A 26,055-nucleotide genomic window follows, 5' to 3' on the forward strand; every position below is an offset into this window, starting at 1 on the left:
CTAACTATTACTATTGGAAAACGACGCACCAAACGAAGTTATTCTAACAAACCGCCGTATACCGAACGGTACGTACGGTGGTGTGAGGAGACAGCAGGGAAACTAATTCCCTGCTTCTTACTCGATGAATAAATAACTGCTTAACTATTTAAGTGCTCAATGTGGTTTGAAACGCGATTGCAGTATGTCATGTTAAAGTCGGTCTTGTTTCTTTTTTAAGTTTTCGCCGCGTGGGTTTTCTCTTCAATCAGCTTTATGTAGCAAAACCGCTGGTCTTTAGGCAAAAAAAATCTGATAGCGACTTAATATTTTACATGCTGCTAAAAGTTTGTGCAGAATAAAAATTTATGGAAAGCATATAAAATCTTAACTTCGGTAAATTTTTTAATGAATGAATAAGCTTAATTCCGTTTGTGTGTACTGCGGCTCAAACTTTAATGGGGATGCAACTTTGCGTGATGCAATAAAGCAGTTGGCAGAAACACTGGTAAAACAACAGATCAGATTGGTTTATGGAGGAGGAAGTGTTGGTGTAATGGGACTAATAGCCAATGATGTACTGGAATTGGGCGGCCTGGTTACAGGGGTAATTCCTCAATTTTTAATGGATAAGGAAGTTGGACACCAGGGTTTGACAGAAATGCTGGTGACCGAAAATATGCACCAGCGAAAACAGAAAATGGCTGATTTTAGCGATGGTTTTATAATATTACCTGGCGGATTTGGTACATTGGAGGAATTTTTTGAAGTATTAACCTGGTTACAGCTCGGTCTGCACCATAAACCGATCGGTGTATTGAATGTGGATGGTTTTTACGATCCCTTGTTTGCCCAAATGGATATGATGGTGAAAAGTAAATTTCTGAAGCCAGCCAATCGGGATTTAGTATTTAATGAAGCCGACGCCGAAACTTTAATTAATAAAATGGATGATTTTTCAGCTATTCCAGATGAGGTCTGGTTCAGAGAAAGAAATTTGAGTTAGGAGAAGTATCGAGTAGAAAGTATCAAGTAAGACTAAGAAATTATCAATCCGCCATACGCAAAACGCCTGGCGCCAAACATACATACCAAATGCAAATTATCACCTCGCACGCAGAATTTGAACAATACCTGGGCAAAGAATTAGGAGTTTCTTCGTGGCATACCATTACGCAAGATCAGATTAACAAATTTGCCGATGCCACATTAGATCATCAGTGGATTCATGTTGATGAGGAACGAGCACAAAATGAAGGCCCTTTTAAGGCAACTATAGCGCACGGTTATTTAACGCTTTCGTTAATCCCGTATCTCTGGAAAGAAATTGTTGATATCCAGAACTTAAAAATGGAGATCAATTATGGGATAGAAAGTTTAAGATTTGCACAGGCCGTAACCGTAAACAGTAAGGTAAGATTAAAAGCTAAACTGGCTTCAATTATCAATCTCCGTGGTGTAACCAAAGTTAATATGGCTATCGAAATGGAAATTGAAGACCAGAAAAAACCTGCATTTAGCGGAGAGGTCGTTTTCTTGTATCATTTTATAAGCTAATTATTGATTGCGGAGCGTATTGTTTATATTTAATGGTTAAATAAGAAACAGATTCGCTTATGATCCAAAGCAATAAATCCCTGGGCTACATTTTTATTAGCCTGATTATCCTGTCCTGTCAAACCAATAAAGAGCAGCAATTGGCAGCTGATTCCTATTTGCCGATGCAGATTGGTAATTTATGGTACATGAATGCGCAATCCTATACCGAAATTCAGGATAGCGTTCGGATTAATAATAAGCTTTTTTATAAGTTCTATTCTTTGGTAGGAGGCGATGCAGTCAGCACCGTCTACTTAAGGATAGATGAGCATAACAGATTGATCGAGGGCTATCCCGATAGTCCGTTTAAAACATACACCAGAGCAGATTTTTCTGCAAAGAAAGGCGACAAATTTTTCACTACGGGCGAAAAAGATGAAAACGATAATGAAGTAACGGTAGTTCAAAAATCAGATCAAGAAATCACTTTCTCGTTTGATCCGATTTATCATCCGAATTTAAAAGGCCACCCCACACAGGTAAAATATATAAAAGGTAAAGGCTGGGCCGAACAATACCAGAAAATCAAGATTAATGGTGTGGTTTATCAAGAATAAACAAGACAATTTACCACAGAGCACACGGAGTTTTACACAAAGTGGTCCGAGCCATAATAGCTTTTTTATTCTTAGGGCCTTTTCCAGTAATCTCTGTGATTAAAACTTAGCGTTTCAAAATATACATATATACCCTTTTGCTCTTTGTGCTCTCTGTGTTAAAACACTTAACGCACTTTGCGGTTAAAAAAGCCACGGAAGTACGGAAAACACGGAGATGCTAAACTCAACTTTGTGACCTCTGTGCTTTTTCTTTGTGATCTCTGTGTTAAAACACTAGTGTATTTTGCGGTTAAAAAGCGATCAAAGCACAGAAAATACTAAGATGCTAAACTCAACTCTGTTTCCTCTGTACTTTTTCTCTTTGATCTCTGTGTTTAAAACACTTCACTTATTCTTTGCAGTTAAAAAAATGGCGTCCTTTGTAGTTAAACCAGGTGCTAGACCAGAAACCATTTTGGTCAATACCATTTTTCTAAAATTAAATTTAAATTGCCTCCATGAATATCGAATTCAATAAAAATGAGGATGTAAATAAGCAGTTGGTGTACGAACTGAAAACCAGACTTAAAAAAGTATACCAGGGCGGTGGCGAAAAAAATGCTGCAAAACAAAAAGAAAAGGGTAAGCTGCTGGCGCGTGAGCGGATTGCCTATTTGATTGATAAAGATTCTGATTTTTTAGAAGTCGGAGCCTTTACTGCTGATGGCATGTACGCCGAGCAGGGGGGATGCCCTTCGGCTGGCGTGGTTTGTGGCATTGGTTATGTGAGTGGCCGGCAATGTATGATTGTGGCTAATGATGCGACCGTAAAAGCAGGTGCCTGGTTCCCGATGACAGCCAAGAAGAACCTTCGTGCACAAGAAATTGCGATGGAAAACCGCTTGCCGGTAATTTATTTGGTTGACAGTGCTGGTGTTTACCTGCCCATGCAAGATGAAATTTTTCCCGATAAAGAGCATTTCGGCAGGATGTTCCGCAACAATGCCATCATGTCTTCAGAAGGTATTGTACAGATTTCGGCCATTATGGGAGCTTGTGTTGCAGGAGGTGCCTATTTACCCATTATGAGCGATGAAGCCATGATTGTAGATAAAACTGGCTCGGTATTTTTAGCGGGATCTTATCTCGTTAAATCGGCCATAGGCGAGGAAGTAGATAATGAAACGTTAGGCGGCGCAACTACACACTGCGAAATTTCAGGTGTTACCGATTATAAACATCCTAATGATCAGGCCTGTTTAGATAGCATTAAAAACATCATGAGTATGCTGGGTACTCCTCAAATTGCTGGTTTCGATCGTATTACCCCAGTTAAACCAAAAGAAAAAGAAGAGGAATTGTACGGCATTTTCCCCGAAAACCGAGATAAACCTTACGAAATGATGGATATTATTAACCGCTTGGTTGATGGATCCGAATTCGAAGAATATAAAAAAGGCTACGGACAAAGTATTGTTTGTGGTTTAGGCCGTATTGAAGGCTGGGCCGTAGGTATTGTGGCCAATCAGCGTAAAGTGGTTAAATCGAAAAAAGGGGAGATGCAGTTCGGCGGGGTAATCTATTCGGATAGTGCCGACAAGGCAAGCCGTTTTATCATGAATTGTAACCAGAAAAAAATCCCTTTGGTTTTTCTGCAGGATGTGACTGGTTTTATGGTAGGCAGTCGCTCTGAACATGGCGGTATTATTAAAGACGGGGCCAAAATGGTTAATGCCGTTGCCAATTCGGTAGTGCCTAAATTTACAATCGTGTTGGGCAATTCTTATGGTGCCGGTAACTATGCCATGTGCGGTAAAGCCTATGATCCGCGCTTAATTTACGCATGGCCTACCGCAAAAATTGCCGTAATGGGAGGCTCACAGGCCGCTAAAACCCTTTTGCAAATTCAGGAAGCATCTTTAAAAGCTAAAGGCGAATTGATTACGCCAGAAAAACAAGCTGAGCTGTTGAAAGAGATAACCGATAAATATGATAGCCAGACTACGCCTTACTATGCTGCTTCGCGACTTTGGGTTGACGGCATTATCGATCCACTTGAAACCAGAAAGGTCATTTCGATGGGCATTGAGGCAGCCAATCAATCACCAATTATCAAAAAATTTAGTGTCGGGGTAATTCAGACTTAAAATGCGATAACTTCTTTGAAGATGATATAGGTGCTGCCGGGTGTTACCACCTGGCAGATTAAGTAGCCAGAGTTCCAGGCAAAATCTTCTTACACCGAAGAAAATGCTAATCGCTTTTCGCCAAACGCTAAGCGCTTACCGCTTTAGCTTGTTAATAAGTAAACTATGTTGACAATGTGCGCTTGTTAACAATTATTTAAAGCATTAAATTTGCGCTACGATTAATGAATTTCAAACATATTATATAATGTCACAAGAAAACGAACACGTTCAGTGTTTAATTATAGGTTCAGGTCCTGCAGGTTATACTGCTGCAATTTATGCTGCCAGAGCTGATTTAAAACCAATTATGTATACTGGTATGCAAGCTGGCGGACAGCTTACGCAAACTACAGATGTAGAAAATTTCCCTGGCTACCCGCAAGGAATTATGGGGCCTGAAATGATGGAAGATTTCCGTAAGCAAGCTGAACGTTTTGGAACCGATATCCGTTTCGGTTATGTAAGCTCGGTAGATTTCTCTTCAACCCCTCATAAAGTGGTAGTTGACGAAATTAAAACCATTACTGCTGATACTGTAATTATTGCAACAGGTGCTACCGCAAAATGGTTGGGTTTACCGAGCGAGCAACAATACAACGGTTTTGGTGTTTCTGCCTGTGCCGTTTGCGATGGTTTCTTCTTTAAAGGTCAGGATGTAGCCATTGTAGGTGCCGGTGATACCGCTGCAGAAGAAGCAACTTACTTAGCCAAACTTTGTAAAACAGTGCATTTGCTGGTTCGCCGCGATGAATTCAGGGCATCAAAAGCAATGGTTAGCCGCGTGTTAGCTATTCCTAACATTATTGTACACTACAATACCGAAACGCAGGAAATTTTGGGTAACGGTAAAAATGTAACAGCAGTAAAAGTAATCAATAACAAAACAGGTGTTGAATCTGATATTGCTGTTGAAGGTTTCTTTGTGGCTATTGGCCATAAACCGAACACAGATATTTTTAAAGGACAACTTGATATGGATGAGACGGGTTATTTAACCACTAAACCGGGCTCTACTTTAACCAATATCGAAGGTGTTTTTGCTTGTGGTGATGTGCAGGACATGTATTACAGACAAGCAGTAACCGCTGCAGGTTCTGGTTGTATGGCTGCACTTGATGCCGAAAGGTATTTGGCTGCTAAAGAGCATCCCGTAGAAGCTTAAGCGTAATTTCAAAATATTTTAATAAAGAGAAATCAGCAATGGTTTCTCTTTTTTATAATGGCTGCCTCAAAATAGTTCAGCTAGCCATATTACCTAAATCTAAGATAGAATCGTCATCTAGACTGAAACGCAGTGAAATGGAGAGATCTATCGGTAGAGTTATCTTTTTTGGAAAGCAATTTCCGTAGTGCTTTTTAAAGTTCGTCCTGCTTTTCATTACAAGTCCGCACTCGTAGCTCGTTTGCGTGCTTTCCATTACATCCGATAGCGATCGGATCAGGTTTAAGTACTAAGGTTCCTGCTGCTATTCATGTTTAATAGCGAGATTTTTAATTAGTTCTCCTACGTTTGATAAAAAAGTAGTCATTATCTACGAAAATTCATTGAAATGAAGAGATCTGTCCCTTGGCAACATCACCACAGAAATTTAGCTTTGCTAAGCAACCCAGGTTCCCGGCTCTCTTGAAATCCATATCACAACTTCTTCATGCTAAGAATTTATGTTCTTTTGCAGTGCAGTCAAACGGTTGATCAGCATTGTAACAAGAATGTGGGATTTGTAATTTCTCCATAATCTCTATCTTGGTTCAAATAATTAGTTTAAGCTATAAATCAATACAAAAAATGAACAAAGCATTATCGGTTTTTATTGGAGTATTAATCAGTACTGGTGCATTTGCGCAGCGTGATCCTAATATGGGCATCATACCTGCACCGGTAGCCATTACGAGGGCAAGCGGAAGTTTTGAATTGGATAAAACCACGGTTTTAGTCAATCAAAGCATTGATGGCGCAAAGATGGCTGATTTATTAAATGCTTTTGTGGTGAACAAGGCAGGCTTCGCCCTGCGCGAAACTAAAATTACCCAACCTAACCAAAAGGCCATTATTTTAACTTCTTTAGGTGCGGATCAATTGCCAACTGAAGGGTATACCATTAAAGTTACCCCGAAACAGATTGTTTTAACCGGAAAAGGTGCAGGGTTGTTTTATGCCGTTCAATCGGCTATGCAGATGATGCCAGATAAAGCTGCCGATAAAATTACCATTCCTGCGGTTAGTATCAATGACTATCCACGTTTTGCCTATCGTGGAACAATGCTCGACGTAAGTCGTCATTTTTTTCCGGTTTCTTTTATCAAAAAATATATTGATCAGCTGGCTTATTATAAAATCAATACTTTTCACTGGCATTTAACTGATGATCAGGGCTGGAGATTGGAAATAAAAAAATACCCTAAACTCACCGAAATCGGTTCATCGCGTAATGGTACCATAATAGGCAATTATCCGGGTAATGGAAATTACCTGACGCCGGTGAAAGGTTTCTACACACAGGAAGAAGCCAAAGAAATTGTTAAATACGCTGCTGCTAAATACATCACCGTAATCCCAGAAATTGAATTGCCCGGTCACGCATCTGCCGCTATTGCTTCATACCCGGAATTGAGCTGTTTCCCTGATCGCGATACTTTTATCAGCGATAAAACGCCTTGGGCAGGTAGTCGAAAAGGCAAACAGGTACAGCAAACCTGGGGTGTTTTTGATGATATTTTCGTCCCATCGGCCAATACTTTTACCATGCTGAATAATATCCTTGATGAAGTAATCGATATTTTTCCTTCAAAATATATCCATATCGGTGGCGATGAAGCGCCAAAAACCTATTGGAAAGAATCGCCGTTTTGCCAGGCTTTGATGAAAGAAAAAGGCTTGAAGGACGAGCATGAATTACAAAGCTATTTTATTCAGACGATAGAGAAACATGTAAATGGCAGAGGCCGTTCTATTATTGGCTGGGATGAGATTTTAGAAGGTGGTTTGGCACCAAATGCTACAGTAATGAGCTGGAGGGGTGAAGATGGCGGTATTGCTGCGGCACAACAAAATCATGATGTAATCATGACACCGGGTTCAATGGGCTTGTATATCGATCACAAACAATCTAATTCTCCCGATGAGCCGGTTACCATTGGTGGTTTTGCGCCGTACCAAAAAATATATGCTTATGATCCGATTCCAAAAGTGCTTACTGCCGATCAGCGAAAATATATTAAAGGCGTACAGGCCAATATGTGGACAGAGTATATTAAAACTACTGCAAAAGCCGAAAATCATGCTTTCCCACGCCTATTGGCTTTATCAGAAATTGCGTGGTCGCCGGTTGAGCGCAAAGATTTAAAAAACTTTAGCGAAGAGCGTTTACCGGTGCATTTGGCCCGCCTGGATAAAATGGGGATCAACTTTTGGGTACCAACTCCAATTGGCCTAAGTGATCAACCTTTAACGGGAGGTGAATTTACCATTGATTTAAAACCACCGGTTTTAGGAAGCAAAATTTATTATTCAATTGATCTGTCGCGCCCTTCGGAAAACGCTTTTTTATACAACGGTCCTGTAAAAATCACGGTTCCGAAAGGAGAGAAGAGGGTTTTAAAAACCATTGTTATTGCCCCAAACGGTAGAAGAAGTGTAACTACCGAAACAGTTTTAAATAACGGTGCCCCTGAAGTTAAAGCAGAGGCGAAGAAATAAAAATAAATTGCTTTGATAGGCTAAAATCCTTAATTTGGGACAACCAAAATATCCCAAACTAAAATGAAATTACAGAAATATACATTACAGCATCTCCTGTGCATTACGGGGATGCTGTTTTGTTTAGCATGCAGCGAAGAGAAGCCAAAAGAAATCAGAACTGAAACCGTAAAAGTGCAAAATCCTTTTCGTTTTTATAAGGATATTGAAGTAAAACCCGGATTAAATTTTGAAATTTTAAGTTGGGGTAAAGGTGTCGATTCTATTGGCGGTTACCAGATTTTAATGTCTGATTCGATCCATAATCATTACCGGTCGGCAGCTGTTGATCGCAAAGGTATTATTACCGACGCCTGGAATATGGATTTGGATAATGATGGAAATCCGGAATTATATATACAGCTGTTGAGTAAAAAAACAGTTTCCGATCTCAATGTATTTGAATATGCGGGCGGCGATTTTAATAAAATCAGTTTTCCTTCTTTAAACGTCGGTCAAAAGAAAGGTTATAGAGGTGATGATAAATTTTTCATCAAAAATGGCGACCTTTTTCGTTCGTTTCCTGTAAGGGATAGCGGAGATAGTACTAAAACCATCAGCAAAACTTACCAGTACAGGTTAAGCGGGAACAGTTTTTCGACGAGCGAGGTGAAGTAAGGGTATCGATGTATCCGTCATTTCGAGCGAAGTGCAACGTAGTCGAGAAGTCTTTTCTAAGATAGGATTTCTTCAAATTACGCTTGTCGGGACGATGGTTTTGTTTAAGGTTCGCTGGTTAGATCTCTCCACTTCGCGTTGCTGCGGTCGAGAAGGACGACAAGTCTATTGGAATCTGTCAGTGGTAGCGTGTAGAAGGATGTTTCATTATTGACCATATATGAAAATGAACAACGAAAAATTTTCCATTATTGATCGCATTAAAAGTTTTAAATATGCTTTTCAGGGCTTAAAACTCTTTTTTGTTAATGATCATAATGGGAGAATTCATCTTTTTGCAGCAGTTATTGCTATTGGCCTTTCTTTTTACCTTAAACTTTCTGCTTTAGAATGGATCTCCGTTTTGGGGGTTATCTCGGCCGTTATTGTTGCCGAAATTTTAAATGCTGCCATTGAAAAGCTTGCTGATGTGGTTTCGCCGGGTTTTCATCCTAAAATTAAAATCGTAAAAGACCTGGCCGCTGCTGCGGTTTTGGTTGCTGCAGGTTTAGCTTTAGCCGTTGGGGCCATTATATTTATCCCGAAATTATTATTTCTGCAGCGCTAATGTAGCCGTTCTCGATTCCTCCATTTTATCCTCAATAATCCGGTCCCAGCGGGCCTGCATTTTGTGGTTGCTGCCATGTTCGGTTTCCTCATCGTAATTACGTTGCATGGTGTCGAAATAACTGCTGATCTGGTTGGCCAGTTCGGCTATCTGGGCTTTATAGTTGCTAACGGAATAATTCCGGTTTTTTAGCACCCTTTCAGCTTCAGAAAGCAAAATGTATTGAATATTTACATGTCCCTGTTCGTGGTGCAATAAGCTCGCCCTTACTTCAGGATCTTTAATCTTATCCCACTTTACCCATGAACGGTTTTTATCAATCCGTACTTCATTTTTAAGCTTAATCACTACACGGTTTCGATATAGAGTACTGTTGTAACTATATTCCCAGGTCATTGCCGTTAAGGCGATAAATGGCGAGCGTTCATCAGCTTTGCCTTTAAAATAAGTTTCCCAGTTCAGTTGTACGGGCTGGGTAAAATCCTGTTTAAAAGCAAAAGAGAAAGGCAGCAATAACAATAATAATATCGGAATGATCAGTTTTTTAAATGCCATAATTTTTTCAACGGTATCACAGCCTGATTTTTCATTGCCATTCAGGCCAATCAAATCATCAGGATTTGTGTGTCAAATTTTACTGCGAAAAAACCGTGCCTAAAATTATTCGGGAGTAGAAATCTGGCCGCTAATACGCTCGAATTTTTCGATTAGCAAGGCAATCCGCTCTTTTTCTCTTTTTATTACAGCTTTGCGTAAAATGGTTGAGCAGAAAATAATCCACAATGCTGTTAAACCAATGGCAACCACTTTCTGTATGGTGCTAAAGTATGCCAGTATTTCTACAAAATAAAATATTAAACCCAAAGAAAGGGCTATAGCATAAAACCAGTAAAGTGAGTTGTATAGTTTGTAACGGTTTAACTGATAGGTTTTTAAGGTGTTTAAAAATTCATTCGGATGGGCGGTGAAATCATTTTTGGCAATTAAACGATAATCCCGGTAAAGGATTAAGGTATACACACCAATAGCAATAATGGTAATGCTGATACCTACGTGCGTGGTCCACGATTCGAAATGGAAAAATATCCATAGGGCAGCAATGGCGATGAAAGACAGCAGCATACCCCCAATATTTAAGGCCGATTTCAGCTTTAATCCATTTACTTCTTTCTTCGCTTGTTGCAACATTTCGTCAGCAGAAACCTTAACTTCTACCTCGTGTTTTTGCCACAACTCCTGTATTTGATCAAACGCTTGCATACTGGCTATATAATTCTGTTAATTTTTGTTTAATACGATGAATTTTTACCCTTAAATTACCTTCACTAATACCTGAAATATCGGCAATTTCGTGATATGGCAGTTCATCCAGTACCATGGTAATAATTAAACGGTCATTCTCCTCAAGTTTAGAAATACATTTATAAAGCAAAGCTACCTGTTCGTTTTTCTCCGAAAATTCTTCTACTTTATTTTCGATAATGTTATCCGTTAATTCATCTTTTGCCTGTCTCTTTTCCGATCTCAGGTAGGTTAAACAGGTATTTACCGCGATACGATAAATCCACGTTGAAATCAAAGATTTATTGCGGAATTTATCGAGATTTTGCCAGACCTTTAAAAAAGTTTCCTGTATAAGATCATTTGCGGCGTCGGTATCGCCGGTATAACCATAACATAAATGGAATATTTTTTTGGAATTCGAATCGAAGATCTGCTTGAATAACTTGTCTTTTTGTTCCATTTAGGGGCTGTCGTTGCGTTTTAGATGTTGATACACATTTTTTGTTACACAGGAATTCCAAAATAATATATTTTTGAAGCCTCCAGATATCAAAATTGGTTACAAGCCGTAAATATCGTAGTTTTACCGAATTAAGTTGCCACAAACTTTTTTATTCATGAAGAAAAACAGACTCACGCTTTTTATTTTTATAGCGCTGATTGCAGGAATTGCATTGGGGTATTTTTTAAACGTAAATGCTATTAATGTTTACAACCAGAACATTCTGAATGCTGACGCCAGGGTTAAAAGCATAGAAGTTAATATTGCAAAATCAACTGATACCACGAGCGCGGTTTATACCCAGCTTAAAGCAGATAAAAAGGCTGCCTCTAAGATCAAAAAAGAAAACGAGACCATCAGGGAGAAAAAACTGGAGTTTTTTACCCTGTTAAGTGATATTTTTCTGCGCCTGATTAAAATGATTGTTGCCCCGTTAGTATTTACTACACTGGTTGTCGGAGTAGCAAAAGTGGGCGATATCAAAGCTGTTGGCCGTATAGGAGGTAAAACATTGGGTTGGTTTTTAACCATGTCGTTAATGTCGCTTGTGTTAGGGATGATCCTGGTAAATTTGTTTGAACCTGGTAAGCACATGAAGTTATCATTGCCCGATCATCTTGTTGATACCGGGATCCAGAAGGCGGCCATGAGTGTTAAGGATTTTATAGCGCATGTATTTCCGAAAAGTATTGCCGAATCAATGGCTACCAATGAGATTTTACAAATTGTAGTATTCTCTTTGTTTTTTGGGGTGGCTACAGCAGCTATTGGTGATATGGGACAGATTGTAATCAAAGCGTTTGATGCCATTGCGCACGTGATCCTGAAGATGACAGGGTATGTAATGAACTTTGCCCCACTTGCCGTATTTGGAGCCATGACGGCTATTATTGCCAAACAGGGTTTAAGCGTGCTGAATACTTATGCCATTTTTATTGGGGAATTTTACTTTGGTTTAATCATTTTGTGGGGAGTATTGATTTTTCTGGGTTTCCTGATATTGAAAAAACGGATTTTCCGTTTGGTAAACGATATGAAAGAACCTGCCCTTTTAGCTTTTAGCACGGCTAGCAGCGAAGCAGCCTATCCCAAAACAATGATGCTTTTGGAGCGTTTCGGCTGCAAGGATAAAATTGTAAGCTTCGTGCTGCCTTTGGGTTATTCATTCAATTTAGATGGATCAATGATGTATATGACCTTTGCTTCGTTATTTATAGCCCAGGCTTATGGCATTCATTTAAGTTTTGAACAACAAATTTCGATGCTGTTGATTTTGATGTTAACGAGTAAAGGAATTGCAGGCGTACCAAGAGCATCTTTGGTTGTAATCGCTGGTACCATTGCCAGTTTTAATATTCCTGAAGCAGGTTTGGCATTGTTAATCGGTATTGATCCGCTATTGGATATGGGCCGTTCGGCAACCAATGTGGTGGGGAACAGTATTGCAACGGCTGTAGTAAGTAAATGGGAAGGGGAGTTGAAGGAGTAGTAGGTAGTCTGGAGTCCAGAGTCTTCTTAAGCTTTCAATTATTTAATAATGCGCTAATTCAAAATTCAATCATTCAAAATTCAATAAAAAGTGTCAAGTAGAGGAAAAAAAATATTCTTAGCCATTACGATTATCGTTCCGATGATCATTTACTGTTACATTTATTATAAACCGATTATCCAGAATGCACCCTTCCGGAAAAAGGATTTTGTATCAATGGAATACAAATGGGGCATTAAAGATACCTTAGAAAATCACTATAACTCAGCCAATGGCGAGTATCAGTATGTAACCGGGGCCGATTCGGTAGTTAGGAAAAAAATCTTTTTAAAAAACGACGATATTCTTTACATGCACAGTAAAGCTAATGAAATCGGACTTTGGAATTTTCCGGATACCATAGGTAGGAAAAGTGAAAAATCCATGGCAGTGCCACGTTACGATATTTTGTTTAAATACAAGGAAAAAACAAAACATGTAGTGATTTACGGCGATTTTGATGGTAATCCCAAATTGTTGGATGCTGCCGTACAAATGCGGAAAGTTATAGATCAAACATTGTTACAGGCCGAAAAAAGAAGCGCTAAGTAATCTTTAGTCGGGATTCAGAAGTCCTGAGTCGGGAGTCGAAAATCCAAGAAGGCAATATTCACTCGTTATCATAAATAAAGACCTTGATCTAAGCAGATTAAGGTCTTTATTATTTAAGATGTTTTCGTATATTTACGATATATTCGTAAGTATGGAAAAATTAACATTGCAGGAAGAAGAAGCGATGCTGGCTGTTTGGCAGGTTGGAAAAGGCTTTATTAAAGATTTTATGGATGTGCTGCCCGAACCTAAACCACCATATACCACTTTGGCATCGACTATCAAAAATCTTGAACGTAAAGGATATCTGGTAAGCGAACGGTTTGCAAATGCGAACCGCTACAGTGCAAAGGTTAAAGAAATAGAGTATAAAAAGCGTTTTATGAGCGGTTTTGTTAATAATTATTTTCAAAGTTCGTACAAAGAACTGGTTGCTTTTTTTGCTAAGGATAAAAAGATCAGTGCCGAAGAACTTAAAGAGATCATCAATTTAATTGAACACCCTGAAAAGTAGAGGCTATGCCACATTTCTTTCTCATTTTGTTTAAAATTAACCTCGTGCTGATTTTGTTTTCGGCCACTTATTACCTGGTGTTGCGGAGGTTAACATTCTATTCTCTCAACAGGACGTTTCTTTTGTTTGGGATTATTTTTTCTTCTGCTTATCCTTTTATTAACCTGACTGATTTTTTGGCCGGACATCAATCTGTGCCTGCCTTTGTTCCGGGGCTGAACCAACAGGTAAGCCAGCTGGTAAAACAGGATGCCGTTCCCCTATTGTGGCAGGTGCTTACGATATGCTTTTATGTTGGCCTGTTGCTTATGGCATTGCGGTTACTGGTGCAGTTTATTTCGCTGTACCGCATGCATCAAAATTCTTCGCCCGATAAGTTAAATCAGTATCAGGTAAGGATTTTAGCGGATGAGGTAAGTCCTTTTAGTTTCTGGCAAACCATTTATATCAATCCGGGACTTCATAAGCAGGAAGATCTTCCCAATATATTGGCCCACGAGAAAGTCCATGTGGAGCAATGGCATACAGTTGATATTATTCTGGCCGAAATTTGCGTGGTTTTTTACTGGTTCAATCCCGGCGTTTGGCTGATGAAAAAGGCCGTGCGCGAAAATCTTGAGTTTATTACCGATGCCCGCATTCTAAAAAAAGGAATAGATAAAAAAGCTTATCAGTATAGTTTGCTGGATGTAGGTAACTTACAGGCTTCAGTTGCCATTGTGAATAATTTCAGCTTGTCTGATCTTAAAAAGAGGATCATGATGATGAACGCCAAACGGTCATCAAAATTAAATTTAACACGCTATATGCTTGCTTTGCCGGTTTTGCTGTGCATTTCACTTGCCTTTACCATTGATAAAAAAGCGGTAGAGAAAAGTTTATCCCCTTTAACCAAAGCAGTAGTTAATGTGATGCCGCATCACCAGCCTGAAGCTGTTGTGGAAGCCGGAATAAAATCAAAAATTAATAAAAAAAGGCAGGTTATGTCGCGGGTGGTGCTTAAAACAGATACCGCTGACAGATTTACCTTTGTTCTGAAACAGAATAGTAATGGTTTGGATTCCGCACAGCAAGATGTAGTGGCCGCGATTCAAAAAAAGGTTGACAATTTTAAATTCCATTTTAAAACAGACGGTAGCTCAAACAAACGGATTTTGGTCAAAAAGTTCAACTTTACAGATTCAGTTCCAGTTAATGAAAGAATTGAACAGATTATGCTCGCTGAACAGGCAAAAAGTGGCTTTGGAAATGTAGCAGGTACAAAAGGGAAAAAAGTTACAGCCATTTTTATCATGAAATCTACTGTCAATACCAAAGAGAACAGCGAAGCATTAAAAGATAAACCTGGTGCAAAAGAATCTTCGGTCACCAGTATGGGTTATTACCTGAACGGAAATAAAGTGGGCAAAGAAGCGATTGATCAATTAAATCCCGATATGATTATGGATATGAAAATGGATCAGAAAGGGCAGTTTATCCAGATCAATACGAAGTATTAGTCGAGTTTTTTTTCGCAGATCAAAGGGATTGTACGGATAAAGACAGTTCGTAAACAACGATCCGCATTAATCATCTTAACCAGCGGGAGATCATGCGCTGTAGCAAAAAAGCCTTCGTAACAGTTGTTTTTAGCAGATCAAAGGGAATTTGCAGATCAGTAAAGTTCTTACAACAACATTCTGTGTTAACCATCTCAAATCAGCGGGAGATCATGCGCTGCAGCAAAAAAGCATTCGTAACAGGTATTTTTCTCGCAGATCAAACCGATTTTGTAGATCAGGAAAGTTCTTACAACAACAGTCTGTGTTAGTCATCTTAAATCAGCGGGAGACCATGCGCTACAGCAAAAAAAACATTCGTAACAGTTATTTTCCCGCAGATCAAACGGATTTTGCAGATCAGGAAAGTTCTTACAACAACAGTCTGTGTTAGTCATCTTAAATCAGCGGGAGACCATGCGCTACAGCAAAAAAACATTCGTAACAGTTATTTTCCCGCAGATCAAACGGATTTTGCAGATCAGGAAAGTTCTTACAACAACATTCTGTGTTAATCATCTCAAATCAGCGGGAGATCATGCGGAGCAGCAAAAAAGCATTCGTAACGGTTATTTTCCCGCAGATCAAACGGATTTTGCAGATCAGGAAAGTTCTTACAACAACATTCTGTGTTAATCATCTCAAATCAGCGGGAGATCATGTGCTGCAGCAAAAAAGCATTCGTAACAGTTATTTTCCCGCAGATCAAACCGATTTTGCAGATCAGGAAAGTTATTACAACAACATTCTGTGTTAACCATCTCAAATCAGCGGGAGGTCATGCGCAGCAGCAAAAAAGCATTCGTAACAGTTATTTTCCCGCAGATCAAACCGATTTTGCAGATCAGGAAAGTTATTACAACAACATTCTGTGTTAATCATCTCAAATCAGCGGGAGATCATGCGCAGCAGCAAAAAAGCATTCGTAACGGTTATTTTCCCGCAGATCAAATGGAGTTTACAGATCAGGAAGTTCTTACCACAACAGTCTGTGTTAATCATCTCAAATCAGCGGGAGACCATGCGCTACAGCAAAAAAACATTCGTAACAGTTATTTTCCCGCAGATCAAACGGATTTTGCAGATCAGGAAAGTTCTTACAACAACAGTCTGTGTTAATCATCTCAAATCAGCGGGAGATCAAGCGCAGCAGCAAAAAAGCATTCGTAACGCTTATTTTCCCGCAGATCAAAGGGAGTTTGCAGATCAGAAAAGTTATTCAAACAATCTGCGTTAATCATCTAAAATCAGCGGGAGATCATGCGCTATAGTACTTCCCGCTAACTAAATCTTAAAAATTAAACGTCGCCTTGAGCATGGCTACCCGCCCGGGGATAATATAAGTCCCCGTAGTTAAGGAGTTGGCCGAAAGGTAAATGGCATCAAACCTTTTAATATTGGTGAGGTTAGTGATCCCAAATTCAATATCCGTCTTCATTTTTAACCATTTGTAGCGCAGGTTTGCATCCGCAAAAATATATTTCAAATCAGGTTGTGATGATTGCCTGGTGAAAAGGTGTTCAGCAGATAGGTTTACGTACAGATTTTTAATTGTGGTAATCGCTAAAGCAGACTGTTGCCTCAATTGTTTAAAATTCGTTTTTATCCCGTTAGCTAGTATCGCTTTATTATCGGTAATGGCATAATTGGCTACGTAAGACCAGTTAATGAAGTCGCTCAGCTTGGCTTCAATCCCAACTTTGTAAGCTATGGTTTGCGTGTTAAACGGTAAAAGTGCATTGTTCTGTAGCTGACTGTATCTGCTTTGCGAATAACTGACGCCGGCATTTACGGTGCTTTTTAGGGTAAACAGGTATTTGCTGGCGTTTGCTGCAAGGTAGAAGTTACGGATATGATTATTTAACGGCAGTACAATTTTCTGCTGAATGTTGTTGCTCAGGTTGAAGGCCGAAATGGTGTTCAACTCAGTGTCGCTATAATTGGCCGTTAAATTCGCGAACAACATTTGCATGGCCTTTCTAAAGTTGAAACCGGCGCCTATGTTATGTGTTTGGGATTCGGTAATTGGTGCATCGTTTGAAAATAATGAACGGTAGTTCTTTAAAATCGTACCCCGGTATACGTCGCTAATATTTCCCAGGTCGTTTCTGAAGCTATAGTTTGCCGTTACATAATTTTCGGTACTGGTTTCGTATTTTAGGTTAAACGAAGGGTTTATGAATAGCTTATTCAGGCTATTATGCAATTGGTTAGCGGTATCGCTGTAGTCAATGTGGTTGTAGCTTAACGGTAAGCTTAAACCAGCCTTTAATTTATCATTGGTATACTCGTAAGTGGCTTCAGTGTAAAGTTTGGTTTTAAACCAGTCAAGTTCATTTACCGTATTTCCTGTAACGGGTTCCGTTTGCTGATTATTTTGCGTGCGGTATAGCACTGAATTAAGCTGCTGTTGCTGCACATTAAAGCCTGCTTTGTAGGTTTGTACGAAATTGTTTTTTACAAAAGCGAATGACACATAGTTATTGGTGTACCAGGTTGGTAGTTTGATCTGTTGTGTTAAATCAAGATAACTGTTTCCATTATTTAAAATATCAGGGTTTAGCCCGGGTGTAATATTTAGGGTTTCGGGTTGAGCAGTATGGTTTAAATAGGAGTAGAGATTGATTACATCCTCTGATTTTAACTTTTTTCGGTAATTAAATTCGTTCGATAAATCGAAAGTTTTCTGTTTAAGGATCTGGTTGGCTGCTACGTTATTAATTATTAAATCCGATGTGGTTTTGAAAGGGGTATATTCCAATACCAGATTGTTATTCAGATAGTATCGTTCCGCATTGCCATTCAGGTTAAACTGCGCCCTGATTTTTTGTGGATTAATGGCATTGTTTTGTGTTTCTGCATAACGTATGGTTTGACCGGGAAGGTAAGTCTCCGAAAATTTATTGTATTCCTGATGTCTCTGGTCGTATAGATAGGAGATATTGGCCCTTAACTGGAGGTCTGGATTAAACTTGTATAAATTGTTAAGGTTAATCAGGCCAGCTTTGTTAAACAGATATCTGCTTTGTGGCAGGGATGGTACCCCGGCAGCACCGGTGGATAGCAGTCCGTTTGGTTTATCGTTATCCAGTTTTTTTGCATAATCGGAAAAATTATGTGCAATAAGATCGCTGCCCGGATCAATGCCGATATTGTTTCCTTTTATGTTGTTGATAAATTTTAGCTTTTTATTAAACAACATGGCGGTTAGGTTTTCATCAAATCGATTGGGGACCCCGGCACCAACAGTGGCATCTCCCATCATTTTAAGCTTAGGTTCATCTTTGATCACCAGGTTTAAGGCAACATCATCACTCATATTATTTTTGCGCATCATTTTAATAGGTTGATCGTTCTGAATAACCTGGACCTTATCAACTGCCCCATGCGGAATGCTTTTGGTGCCTATATTGTACTTGTCATCTAATAGATTATCCCCATCCACATATAGGTTAGATATTGATTTTCCATTGTAGGTGATCTTGCCATCCTCGGCCACCTCAACACCGGGCATTTTTTTTAATACATCGCCAATACTTCTGTCTTGCTTATCGGCAAAGTCAGCCGTGCGGTAATTTAAAGTATCGCCCCTGGATGTCAATGATGGTCTGTTTTTAACAGTTACCGTTTCCAGTGTGGTTTCGCTGGGTTGTAAAATCACCTCATAATTTTTAGCAACGTCGGTTACGGTGGTCACCATCTTTTTAAAACCAATGCTCGAAGCTTCAAGGTGGTAACCTGCAATGGCTTCGTTTTTGAGTTCGATGGTAAAGGCGCCATTTTTATTCGTTCTGGTAAAATTGATGATGTTACCGCCGGCATCTTTTAAGGTAACGTTAACGGATTCAACACCTTTGCCACTGGTGTCTTTTACCAATCCTTTAAGTGGCCTTTGTGCAGCAACAGAAAGCGCTGCCAGCAAGAGCCAGCAGCTGAAAATGAACTTTCTCATTTTTTATCTGCAATTTCTATCGGATTATTGATTTCAGCTTTATTTGCGGTCTTGCTTACAGGACGTGGCGCCTGATTGGTTTTGAATGAACCTTGCATTCCATTTGCAGCCATTTGGGCCTGCATAAAACCTTGCGGATCTTTATCGCGTGCTGTTTTAAGTTTATCGAGTTCTTTTCTTGTGGTTTTTATTGCATTTGTTGGTAATTTAATTTCAGATCCAAGGTAACTGGTGCTAATATCCATGCCCATAATCTTTACCGAACTCACTCCGCCACTTGGGGCTGCAATTTTAACCTCTCCATCGGGATTGTCTGTAGCATTTGTTTCCTTTACATTTTCAAGTCCGGCAAATTCAAATTTCACTTCTTTTTTATCATCGTAAGCTTCTATAATTAAACCAGGTAAACCATTTAATTTCCATGGACCGCTTTGAAACGGAATATCGGTTGCAAACCAGGCTATCCAGTTACGGCCTTTAAAATGTGTAGTTGCTTTCTGACAGGCAATTCCCGAAAAGCTCATCGTATCTTTTAATATCTTCCAGCTAATGGTTGGAGCAGGTTCTTCAATTAGGTAATTGTTAAATACGCGCTCTTTGGTAATCATTTTATGTTCATTTGCAAAAAAGAAATAGTCTTCCTGGGTAAGTGGTGCTTTCGTTTCACTTTTTACTTCAATTTTCACGTTTCCATTACCTGCCTGGTTTTTCATTTGCTCCATGATCTGCATTTGCATGTTCTTTGCCTGGTTCATTTTATCGTAACTGGTAAATACAGATGCATTTTTACCGGTTACAAGCAGCATATTTTCTACTTTGGGTTTATCTTTCTGTGTCGTATCGGTTACGTGTGTAAAAGTGTAGCGCACCCTGGCCAAAGCTTTGTCTGGTTCCTGGGCCTTTGCTGAGAGTAAAATGGCTGTAGCCAGGCAAGTAGTAAAAATTTGTTTCATGATATGGTTATTTAGTTATCTATTTAATTTTCGTAAATCTACGAAGTTTTCGTAATTAGAAAAGTTTTTTAACATTTTTTAACGGGAGGATGGGTAAAATGGAAGACAGATGATGGAAATGGAAGATGTAAAAAAGGAAGATGGAAAATGGAAAATTGAGAAGGAGAGAGGACGTGTTTATTTACAAAGATGCATAGACACCTAGATTTTTGATATGTCATTTGAGTGTAGTTGGAACCGACAGAAATAATATTTGGAAATGAGCATTCGGTGTTTCTTGGCGGCTTGCGGCCCCGCTTTCGCTTATAGTCCTCGCTGCGCTCCGGGCTATTCCGCTCTATCGGGTTTAGAAACAAAGCTTGTGCGCCCTGGAACTCTACAAACGAGAGTATTTCCATTATAGATGATAAGCATCGCTGAAAAAGCGGAGGCCTTTCATTGCTATTGTGTTGTAGACAGCGTGTGTGCAGGATGCAAGAAAGGAACTAAAATACGTATATTGGCGCTTTAGAAAAACATAACCGGATGGTTAAACGGATCAGGAAGTTTTGGTTGAAACGAGGGGAACGTTTTGACGAAAAATATTTTCGATATCTGTTTGTGTGTTAATTGAATTTATTCTATATTTGCACCTCGTTAAATAAAAATTAAAAAACTAATATTTAAACAATGTACGCAATAGTAAATATAGCAGGGCAGCAATTTAAAGTTGCTAAAGACCAGCACCTTTTTGTACACAGATTACAAGGAGATGAAGGCGCTAGTATTGAATTTGATAATGTATTGTTGGTTGATAACGGTGGTGCAATTACTGTAGGTGCTCCTGCAGTTAAAGGTGCTAAAGTTTCAGCTAAGATCGTATCTCATTTAAAAGGTGATAAAGTAATCGTTTTCCACAAAAAACGTAGAAAAGGTTACAAAAAGAAAAATGGTCACCGCCAGTTTTTCACTAAGATTCAGATTTCTGACATCACGTTATAATTAATTGTTAACCCAATAATCCGCTTTAGCGGGTTACAAAATATAAAATCATGGCACACAAAAAAGGAGCCGGTAGTTCGAAAAACGGACGTGAATCGCACAGTAAGCGTTTAGGTATTAAAGTTTTCGGTGGTCAGTTAGCTGTTGCAGGAAACATTTTGGTACGTCAACGCGGCACAAAACACCATCCTGATAAAGGAGTGGGTATTGGTAAAGACCATACTTTATTTGCTTTAGTTGATGGTACTGTTGTTTTCAAAAAGAAACAAGATAACAAATCATATGTTTCTATTCTTCCTATCACTGATGCGCAGATCGAAGCAGCAATTGCTAAGCCAGCTGCTAAAAAAGCAACTGCAGAAAATGAAGTTGTAGCTGAAGCTGCACCTGCAAAAAAAGCACCTGCAAAAAAAGCAGTTAAAAAAGACGAAACTACTGAAGAAGCTGCAGCTGCAGAATAATTAGTACGAAACGAATATAAAAAGGGTTCTGGTGCAAATCAGGACCTTTTTTTGTTATAGCTGAAACTACAGTTGCGAACTGGCTTTCTCAGTCAGCACAGCAACTTCCAGCTGATTGATTAACCTTATCCTAAAATCACAAGATTAAGATTGCTTTGTCGTTCCTCCTTGCAATGACCCGATTTTCTTTTGCTGATTTATCCTTCGTTTAACTGACATCGAACTTCGGACTGGCGACTCCGCTGAATTGTTAAACCCTGTTAAATAACAAAAATTAACATTTCAGACTTTTAGATTTGGGTAGTGATTTAAAACCAAACCCATGAATCTGAAGCAGATATCCTTATTAATTCCATTACTTATTTCAAGCAGTTTCCTGTATGCGCAAGATGTAGAAGAAAATATGCGCATGGTAAAGCCTTTTAAGGCCGACGGTATATCGAACGAATGGAATGAACCACTTAGCCAGTATAACGATGCTACACGGCTGGCTTTTGCGCTCGCTAATGATGACCAGAATCTTTACATTATTATCGAATCTCTGGATCCGCAAACTACGTTCAGTGTATTGAGCGGAGGCATTACCTTAAACATTAATACAGCAGGCAAAAAGAAGGATGGGATTCAATTGACCTTTCCGCTGATGGAAAGACCACATGAGGTTAAAGATGTAAATATATCCCCAAATCATATAGCGCAACCTAACATAGATATGGGAATGTCGCACGACCCTTCAACAATGAATAAAAGCATCCGTGTTTCTGGGTTCAAAAACATTGTCGATGGTGATTTATCTGCAGAGAACCAGAGTGGGATTGAAACTGGTATGAGTATACACCCCAATAAAGACCTGATTTACGAACTCCGTATTCCGCTGGCACAACTGGGCGTAAATGTAGAGGCAAAAAAGCCATTGGTTTATCACATTAAAATTAATCAGCCCGATAGAACTGCTATGCATCAATCAGGCAGGCAGGAAAAAGGGGGCAGAGCAGGCGGTTTTTCGGGTGGAAAAGGCATGGGTGGAATGAGCGGTGGCCGCGGTGGTATGGGTGGAGGAAGATCTGGAGGGGGGATGAGCCGTAGCCGTGGACAAGGGCCGCAGGAAAGCGGTAGAATTGCCACTAAACAGTCTGATTTTTGGATTAAGTATAAGTTGGTTAAAGCTTAGGCACAAAGCCATCTTAATGCGAAAGCTAGTGATGGCTGCCGTTTTAAGAAGGCTTTATATTTGGATCTTTCAGTATCGGCTTCGATGCGATCCGGGGCAACGAAGCCGGGAGTATGAACGGGAAAGATCTTTCCCGATCTTAAGACAGTAACGTGCTTCAGTCTATATGACGCTTTTTCAAACCAATTAAGCCCGCTTTTTTAATATTCCCTGGCCATTAACTGGTGGGTAAGTGTTAACAGGCTGGCTTTTCTTTCATCGCTCACCTTGATCTGTGCAAATAAGGCCAGGGCTTTATCCCGGTAATGGTTCATGTGTTCTCTGGCAATTTGCTGTATATCCAGGGTATCGTAAACTGCCCTAACGGTTTCTACCTTTTCTTGTGCATTAAATGCTTTAGCAGTGGTCCAGGTATTCAATGTAGCTTTGTGGTCGCCTTCCGCAAGTTCAAGAGCTTTTAGCAATAAGAAAGTTTTTTTATTGGCAATAATATCGCCACCAACCTGTTTGCCAAACTTTTCAGGATCGGCATAAACATCTAAAATATCATCCTGCAGTTGAAAGGCAATGCCTATGTTTTCACCAAATTGTTCAATGAGGTCGGCATCTTTTGCCGGTGCACCGGCAATTATTGCTCCTAATTTAAGTGCGCCTCCCAGCAGTACGGCTGTTTTAAGTCTGATCATGTTGATATACTCCGCAATACTTACATCATCACGTCCTTCAAATTCCATATCCAGCTGTTGTCCCTCGCAAACGCCTTGTGCAGTACTATTAAAAGTATCAAGCGAATCTTTCAAAAAAACTGGATTTACTTTCGCCAGGTTTTTATTGGCTTCTACCATCATCACGTCACCGCTTAAGATAGCCACATTGGTGCTCCACTTTTCGTGTACGGTTGCCTGTCCTCTGCGTAATGGTGCATTATCCATGATATCATCATGTACCAGGGTGAAATTATGGAAAATTTCGATAGCCATGGCAGCATGTACAGATTCATTGGCATCTGTACCAAACAATTCAGTAGCCATAAGTACCAACAGGGGCCTTACGCGTTTGCCGCCGAGGTTAATAATGTAACTGATTGGATCGTAAAGTTGTTTCGGGTAACCTGGTAAATTTAAATTTTGTATTGCGGTATCTAAAATCTGCTGTAATTGTTCTGTCGTATGCATGTTCTGTTTCAACATTGTGTTTCGGGCACAAATGTCTTAATTTTTTAATCAGGAATTAGGGTGAAATCGATCTGACGTTTAGAAAGGTCAACTTTTTTTACACGGATCATTACTTCATCTCCCAGTTGATATTTTTTCTTTTTTCTTTGGCCAACAATACAATAGTTTTTTTCGTCTAGCACATAAAAATCATCAGATATATCGCGTAAACGGATCATACCTTCGCATTTATTCTCTTCAATTTCTACATACATGCCCCATTCGGTAACGCCAGAAATAACACCCTTGTATTCGGTACCAATATTGTTTTCTAAAAATTCGGCCTGCTTGTACTTAATTGATGCTCTTTCAGCTTCAGCCGCCCGTTTTTCCATTGCCGAAGAATGGACAGAAGCAACTTCATAAAATTCCATATCGGCCGATTTGCCCCCATCTAAATAGGTTTGCAGTAAACGGTGGGCCATTACGTCAGGATAACGGCGGATTGGCGAGGTAAAATGTGTATAATAATCAAAAGCCAAACCATAATGACTTGTTTTTTTTGTGGTATAAATGGCTTTGGCCATAGAACGAATGGCCAGTGAGGTTAAAATATTCTGCTCTTTTTTGCCTTCAACATCGGCCATTAAATGGTTTAGTGATTTGGCAATTTCCTTATCAGATTTGGTGTTGATTCTGTAACCAAAACGGGAAGCAAAGTTGGCAAAAGTTTCAAGGGTTTCCATATTTGGCGAATCGTGTACCCGGTAAACAAAAGTTAATTTTTGCTTACCCTTACTTTTTTTGGCAATAAATTCAGCTACTTTGCGGTTGGCCAAAAGCATGTAATCTTCGATCAATTTGTGGGCATCTTTGCGTTCTTTAACGTAAACGCCTATAGGTTTACCCGCTTCGTCGAGTTTGAATTTAACTTCAGTGCTTTCAAAGCTGATGGCGCCATTTTTAAACTTGCGGTCGCGCAGGATGTAAGCCAGCTCGTTCAGTTTTTGTATTTCGGTTGCGTAATCGCCGGTTTTATTTTCAATTACTTCCTGTGCTTCCTCGTAGGTAAATCTGCGATCGGAGTGGATTACGGTGCGGCCATACCACTCGTTTTGGATGTTTGCCTGCTCATCGAGTTCAAAAACTGCAGCAAAGCACAATTTATCTTCATGCGGACGAAGCGAGCATACGCCGTTACTTAAACGCTCAGGCAGCATTGGGATTACACGATCAACCAGGTAAACCGAAGTCGCTCGGCTGTAAGCTTCTTTATCAAGTTCAGTTCCCTGGAGCACATAATGTGAAACATCGGCAATATGGATCCCGATTTCATGGTTTCCATTTGGTAGTTTCTGGTAAGAAATGGCATCATCAAAATCCTTTGCGTCAGCCGGGTCAATAGTGAAGGTTAACACCTTTCTAAAATCTTTGCGTTTAGCAATCTCAGCAGCAGAAATTTCTTCCGGAATGGCATTGGCTTCTTTTTCTACCTGTGCAGGAAACTCGAGCGGAAAGCCATATTGAGCCAGAATGGCGTTCATTTCGGTGTTGTTTTCACCTTGGTTGCCCAGCACATGTTTTACAATACCTACCGGGTTTTTAGCGCTTTCTGGCCAGTCGGATAATGTTACCAATACCCGTTGGCCGCTTTTTGCGCCATGCGTATCAGCCAGTGGCACAAAAATATCATGCATCATTTTTTTATCATCGGCAATGACGAAGGCAAAGTGATCTGATATTTTAATCACACCTGTAAAATCTGATTTTGCTCTTTTAATGATTTCGACAACCTCGCCATCATTTTTCCGGCCACGCTTTTTGGCAAAAACATAAGCTTTTACCGTATCGCCATGCAGCGCATTTTTAAGCTTGCGGGGAGCGACAAAAATATCTTTTTCAAACTCGTCTTCAGGAACGATATAAGCTGAACCATCAGCCGTCATATCTACGGTGCCAATAATAAAGTTCTGCAGTTCTTTAAGTTTAAATTTACCTTTTTGTGGTTCCAGGAAAATGCCGTCGTTTTTTCCCTCTTTTAATATCTCTAAAATCGTTTCTCTTGATTCCTGATCATTTAGGTTCAATTTGGCCGAAACCTGTTTATAATTGAGCAACTGATTATTGTTTTTTTCAAAAATATCACTAACCAATTGATTCAGAACCAATTTTATATTTGCCGATTTTTTCTTTGCCAT

23 protein-coding genes are annotated in these 26,055 nt (G+C 39.6%); 16 read left to right on the forward strand and 7 right to left on the reverse strand.

The window, feature by feature from the left end; translation table 11 throughout:
• Positions 1-391 precede the first annotated feature (391 nt).
• The 8 genes from ACFE6N_RS19335 (at position 392) to ACFE6N_RS19370 (ending at position 9,267) form a co-directional block, all read left to right on the forward strand.
• Entirely contained in the window at positions 392-985 is a 594-nt protein-coding gene (locus ACFE6N_RS19335) for a TIGR00730 family Rossman fold protein (RefSeq protein WP_378939167.1), read from the forward strand.
• Positions 986-1,074: 89 nt separating this feature from the next.
• The gene (locus ACFE6N_RS19340) at positions 1,075-1,536 is read left to right on the forward strand and encodes a MaoC family dehydratase (protein ID WP_090987382.1); all 462 of its coding nucleotides are present in this window, start codon (positions 1,075-1,077) and stop codon (positions 1,534-1,536) included.
• A gap of 59 nt (positions 1,537-1,595) precedes the next feature.
• On the forward strand, positions 1,596-2,135 hold the full coding sequence (locus tag ACFE6N_RS19345) for a hypothetical protein (RefSeq protein WP_378939170.1): 540 nt from the start codon (positions 1,596-1,598) through the stop codon (positions 2,133-2,135).
• A gap of 500 nt (positions 2,136-2,635) precedes the next feature.
• On the forward strand, positions 2,636-4,264 hold the full coding sequence (locus ACFE6N_RS19350; protein WP_378939172.1) for an acyl-CoA carboxylase subunit beta: 1,629 nt from the start codon (positions 2,636-2,638) through the stop codon (positions 4,262-4,264).
• Positions 4,265-4,511: 247 nt separating this feature from the next.
• A complete protein-coding gene (trxB, locus tag ACFE6N_RS19355) occupies positions 4,512-5,468 on the forward strand; it encodes a thioredoxin-disulfide reductase (protein WP_378939174.1) in 957 nt (318 codons plus the stop codon).
• A 624-nt stretch (positions 5,469-6,092) separates the two neighbouring features.
• Positions 6,093-8,003, forward strand: a complete 1,911-nt coding sequence (locus ACFE6N_RS19360; RefSeq protein WP_378939176.1) for a beta-N-acetylhexosaminidase — start codon at positions 6,093-6,095, stop codon at positions 8,001-8,003.
• Between the two features lie 63 nt (positions 8,004-8,066).
• Positions 8,067-8,660 (forward strand): hypothetical protein, encoded by a 594-nt coding sequence (locus ACFE6N_RS19365; RefSeq protein WP_378939180.1) that lies wholly within the window; start codon positions 8,067-8,069, stop codon positions 8,658-8,660.
• Positions 8,661-8,886: 226 nt separating this feature from the next.
• Positions 8,887-9,267: a diacylglycerol kinase family protein gene (locus ACFE6N_RS19370; RefSeq protein ID WP_378939182.1), complete on the forward strand. Its 381-nt coding sequence runs from the start codon at positions 8,887-8,889 to the stop codon at positions 9,265-9,267.
• Here ACFE6N_RS19370 and ACFE6N_RS19375 read toward each other — a convergent pair.
• From ACFE6N_RS19375 to ACFE6N_RS19385, 3 genes are all read right to left on the reverse strand, one after another.
• Positions 9,250-9,822 (reverse strand): DUF922 domain-containing protein, encoded by a 573-nt coding sequence (locus ACFE6N_RS19375; protein WP_378939185.1) that lies wholly within the window; start codon positions 9,820-9,822, stop codon positions 9,250-9,252. The genes ACFE6N_RS19370 and ACFE6N_RS19375 overlap by 18 nt on opposite strands.
• Before the next feature lie 105 nt (positions 9,823-9,927).
• Positions 9,928-10,527, reverse strand: a complete 600-nt coding sequence (locus ACFE6N_RS19380) for a hypothetical protein (RefSeq protein ID WP_145861431.1) — start codon at positions 10,525-10,527, stop codon at positions 9,928-9,930.
• Positions 10,514-11,011: an RNA polymerase sigma factor gene (locus ACFE6N_RS19385; protein ID WP_378939188.1), complete on the reverse strand. Its 498-nt coding sequence runs from the start codon at positions 11,009-11,011 to the stop codon at positions 10,514-10,516. Before ACFE6N_RS19385 ends, ACFE6N_RS19380 begins: the two co-directional genes overlap by 14 nt.
• Before the next feature lie 157 nt (positions 11,012-11,168).
• On the opposite strand from ACFE6N_RS19385, the gene ACFE6N_RS19390 reads away from it, so the two are divergent.
• The 5 genes from ACFE6N_RS19390 to ACFE6N_RS19410 all read left to right on the forward strand — a co-directional run bounded on the left by ACFE6N_RS19390 (position 11,169) and on the right by ACFE6N_RS19410 (position 16,422).
• The gene (locus tag ACFE6N_RS19390; RefSeq protein ID WP_378939190.1) at positions 11,169-12,542 is read left to right on the forward strand and encodes a dicarboxylate/amino acid:cation symporter; all 1,374 of its coding nucleotides are present in this window, start codon (positions 11,169-11,171) and stop codon (positions 12,540-12,542) included.
• 90 nt (positions 12,543-12,632) lie between these two features.
• Complete coding sequence (locus ACFE6N_RS19395) at positions 12,633-13,133, forward strand: hypothetical protein (RefSeq protein WP_378939192.1); 501 nt, start codon at positions 12,633-12,635, stop codon at positions 13,131-13,133.
• A 151-nt stretch (positions 13,134-13,284) separates the two neighbouring features.
• The gene (locus tag ACFE6N_RS19400; RefSeq protein ID WP_090987357.1) at positions 13,285-13,647 is read left to right on the forward strand and encodes a BlaI/MecI/CopY family transcriptional regulator; all 363 of its coding nucleotides are present in this window, start codon (positions 13,285-13,287) and stop codon (positions 13,645-13,647) included.
• A 5-nt stretch (positions 13,648-13,652) separates the two neighbouring features.
• Positions 13,653-15,146 carry a M56 family metallopeptidase gene (locus ACFE6N_RS19405; RefSeq protein WP_378939194.1) on the forward strand — a complete coding sequence of 498 codons (1,494 nt, stop codon included), beginning with the start codon at positions 13,653-13,655 and terminating at the stop codon, positions 15,144-15,146.
• Between the two features lie 1,060 nt (positions 15,147-16,206).
• Positions 16,207-16,422, forward strand: coding sequence for a hypothetical protein (locus ACFE6N_RS19410; RefSeq protein ID WP_378939196.1), 216 nt, complete (start codon positions 16,207-16,209; stop codon positions 16,420-16,422).
• 54 nt (positions 16,423-16,476) lie between these two features.
• On the opposite strand, the gene ACFE6N_RS19415 is transcribed toward ACFE6N_RS19410, so the two are convergent.
• Entirely contained in the window at positions 16,477-19,137 is a 2,661-nt protein-coding gene (locus ACFE6N_RS19415) for a carboxypeptidase regulatory-like domain-containing protein (protein WP_378939198.1), read from the reverse strand.
• Complete coding sequence (locus ACFE6N_RS19420) at positions 19,134-20,090, reverse strand: GLPGLI family protein (RefSeq protein WP_378939200.1); 957 nt, start codon at positions 20,088-20,090, stop codon at positions 19,134-19,136. The genes ACFE6N_RS19415 and ACFE6N_RS19420 overlap by 4 nt, the downstream gene beginning before the upstream one ends.
• A 669-nt stretch (positions 20,091-20,759) precedes the next feature.
• Between ACFE6N_RS19420 and rplU the strand changes: the two genes are divergently transcribed.
• From rplU to ACFE6N_RS19435, 3 genes are all read left to right on the forward strand, one after another.
• Positions 20,760-21,071, forward strand: coding sequence for a 50S ribosomal protein L21 (gene rplU / locus ACFE6N_RS19425; protein ID WP_039476071.1), 312 nt, complete (start codon positions 20,760-20,762; stop codon positions 21,069-21,071).
• 50 nt (positions 21,072-21,121) lie between these two features.
• Positions 21,122-21,532, forward strand: coding sequence for a 50S ribosomal protein L27 (rpmA, locus tag ACFE6N_RS19430; RefSeq protein WP_378939203.1), 411 nt, complete (start codon positions 21,122-21,124; stop codon positions 21,530-21,532).
• Positions 21,533-21,854: 322 nt separating this feature from the next.
• Positions 21,855-22,703: a hypothetical protein gene (locus ACFE6N_RS19435; protein WP_378939205.1), complete on the forward strand. Its 849-nt coding sequence runs from the start codon at positions 21,855-21,857 to the stop codon at positions 22,701-22,703.
• Positions 22,704-22,903: 200 nt separating this feature from the next.
• Here the strand turns inward: ACFE6N_RS19435 and ACFE6N_RS19440 are convergent, their stop codons facing one another.
• A complete protein-coding gene (locus tag ACFE6N_RS19440) occupies positions 22,904-23,893 on the reverse strand; it encodes a polyprenyl synthetase family protein (RefSeq protein WP_378939207.1) in 990 nt (329 codons plus the stop codon).
• Between the two features lie 29 nt (positions 23,894-23,922).
• Positions 23,923-26,055, reverse strand: coding sequence for a ribonuclease R (gene rnr / locus ACFE6N_RS19445; RefSeq protein WP_378939209.1), 2,133 nt, complete (start codon positions 26,053-26,055; stop codon positions 23,923-23,925).

The organism is Pedobacter sp. BG31 (assembly GCF_042464845.1).
Lineage (GTDB): Bacteria > Bacteroidota > Bacteroidia > Sphingobacteriales > Sphingobacteriaceae > Pedobacter > Pedobacter suwonensis.

Coding starts and splice junctions, on each gene's coding strand:
- ACFE6N_RS19335 (WP_378939167.1), top strand. CDS start 392: ATGAATAAGCTTAATTCCGTTTGTGTGTACTGCGGCTCAAACTTTAAT.
- ACFE6N_RS19365 (WP_378939180.1), top strand. CDS start 8,067: ATGAAATTACAGAAATATACATTACAGCATCTCCTGTGCATTACGGGG.
- ACFE6N_RS19405 (WP_378939194.1), top strand. CDS start 13,653: ATGCCACATTTCTTTCTCATTTTGTTTAAAATTAACCTCGTGCTGATT.
- ACFE6N_RS19390 (WP_378939190.1), top strand. CDS start 11,169: ATGAAGAAAAACAGACTCACGCTTTTTATTTTTATAGCGCTGATTGCA.
- ACFE6N_RS19340 (WP_090987382.1), top strand. CDS start 1,075: ATGCAAATTATCACCTCGCACGCAGAATTTGAACAATACCTGGGCAAA.
- ACFE6N_RS19400 (WP_090987357.1), top strand. CDS start 13,285: ATGGAAAAATTAACATTGCAGGAAGAAGAAGCGATGCTGGCTGTTTGG.
- rnr (WP_378939209.1), bottom strand. CDS start 26,055: ATGGCAAAGAAAAAATCGGCAAATATAAAATTGGTTCTGAATCAATTG.
- rplU (WP_039476071.1), top strand. CDS start 20,760: ATGTACGCAATAGTAAATATAGCAGGGCAGCAATTTAAAGTTGCTAAA.
- ACFE6N_RS19410 (WP_378939196.1), top strand. CDS start 16,207: ATGCGCTACAGCAAAAAAACATTCGTAACAGTTATTTTCCCGCAGATC.
- ACFE6N_RS19345 (WP_378939170.1), top strand. CDS start 1,596: ATGATCCAAAGCAATAAATCCCTGGGCTACATTTTTATTAGCCTGATT.
- ACFE6N_RS19350 (WP_378939172.1), top strand. CDS start 2,636: ATGAATATCGAATTCAATAAAAATGAGGATGTAAATAAGCAGTTGGTG.
- ACFE6N_RS19420 (WP_378939200.1), bottom strand. CDS start 20,090: ATGAAACAAATTTTTACTACTTGCCTGGCTACAGCCATTTTACTCTCA.
- ACFE6N_RS19360 (WP_378939176.1), top strand. CDS start 6,093: ATGAACAAAGCATTATCGGTTTTTATTGGAGTATTAATCAGTACTGGT.
- ACFE6N_RS19440 (WP_378939207.1), bottom strand. CDS start 23,893: ATGTTGAAACAGAACATGCATACGACAGAACAATTACAGCAGATTTTA.
- ACFE6N_RS19380 (WP_145861431.1), bottom strand. CDS start 10,527: ATGCAAGCGTTTGATCAAATACAGGAGTTGTGGCAAAAACACGAGGTA.
- rpmA (WP_378939203.1), top strand. CDS start 21,122: ATGGCACACAAAAAAGGAGCCGGTAGTTCGAAAAACGGACGTGAATCG.
- ACFE6N_RS19370 (WP_378939182.1), top strand. CDS start 8,887: ATGAACAACGAAAAATTTTCCATTATTGATCGCATTAAAAGTTTTAAA.
- ACFE6N_RS19435 (WP_378939205.1), top strand. CDS start 21,855: ATGAATCTGAAGCAGATATCCTTATTAATTCCATTACTTATTTCAAGC.
- ACFE6N_RS19385 (WP_378939188.1), bottom strand. CDS start 11,011: ATGGAACAAAAAGACAAGTTATTCAAGCAGATCTTCGATTCGAATTCC.
- trxB (WP_378939174.1), top strand. CDS start 4,512: ATGTCACAAGAAAACGAACACGTTCAGTGTTTAATTATAGGTTCAGGT.
- ACFE6N_RS19415 (WP_378939198.1), bottom strand. CDS start 19,137: ATGAGAAAGTTCATTTTCAGCTGCTGGCTCTTGCTGGCAGCGCTTTCT.
- ACFE6N_RS19375 (WP_378939185.1), bottom strand. CDS start 9,822: ATGGCATTTAAAAAACTGATCATTCCGATATTATTATTGTTATTGCTG.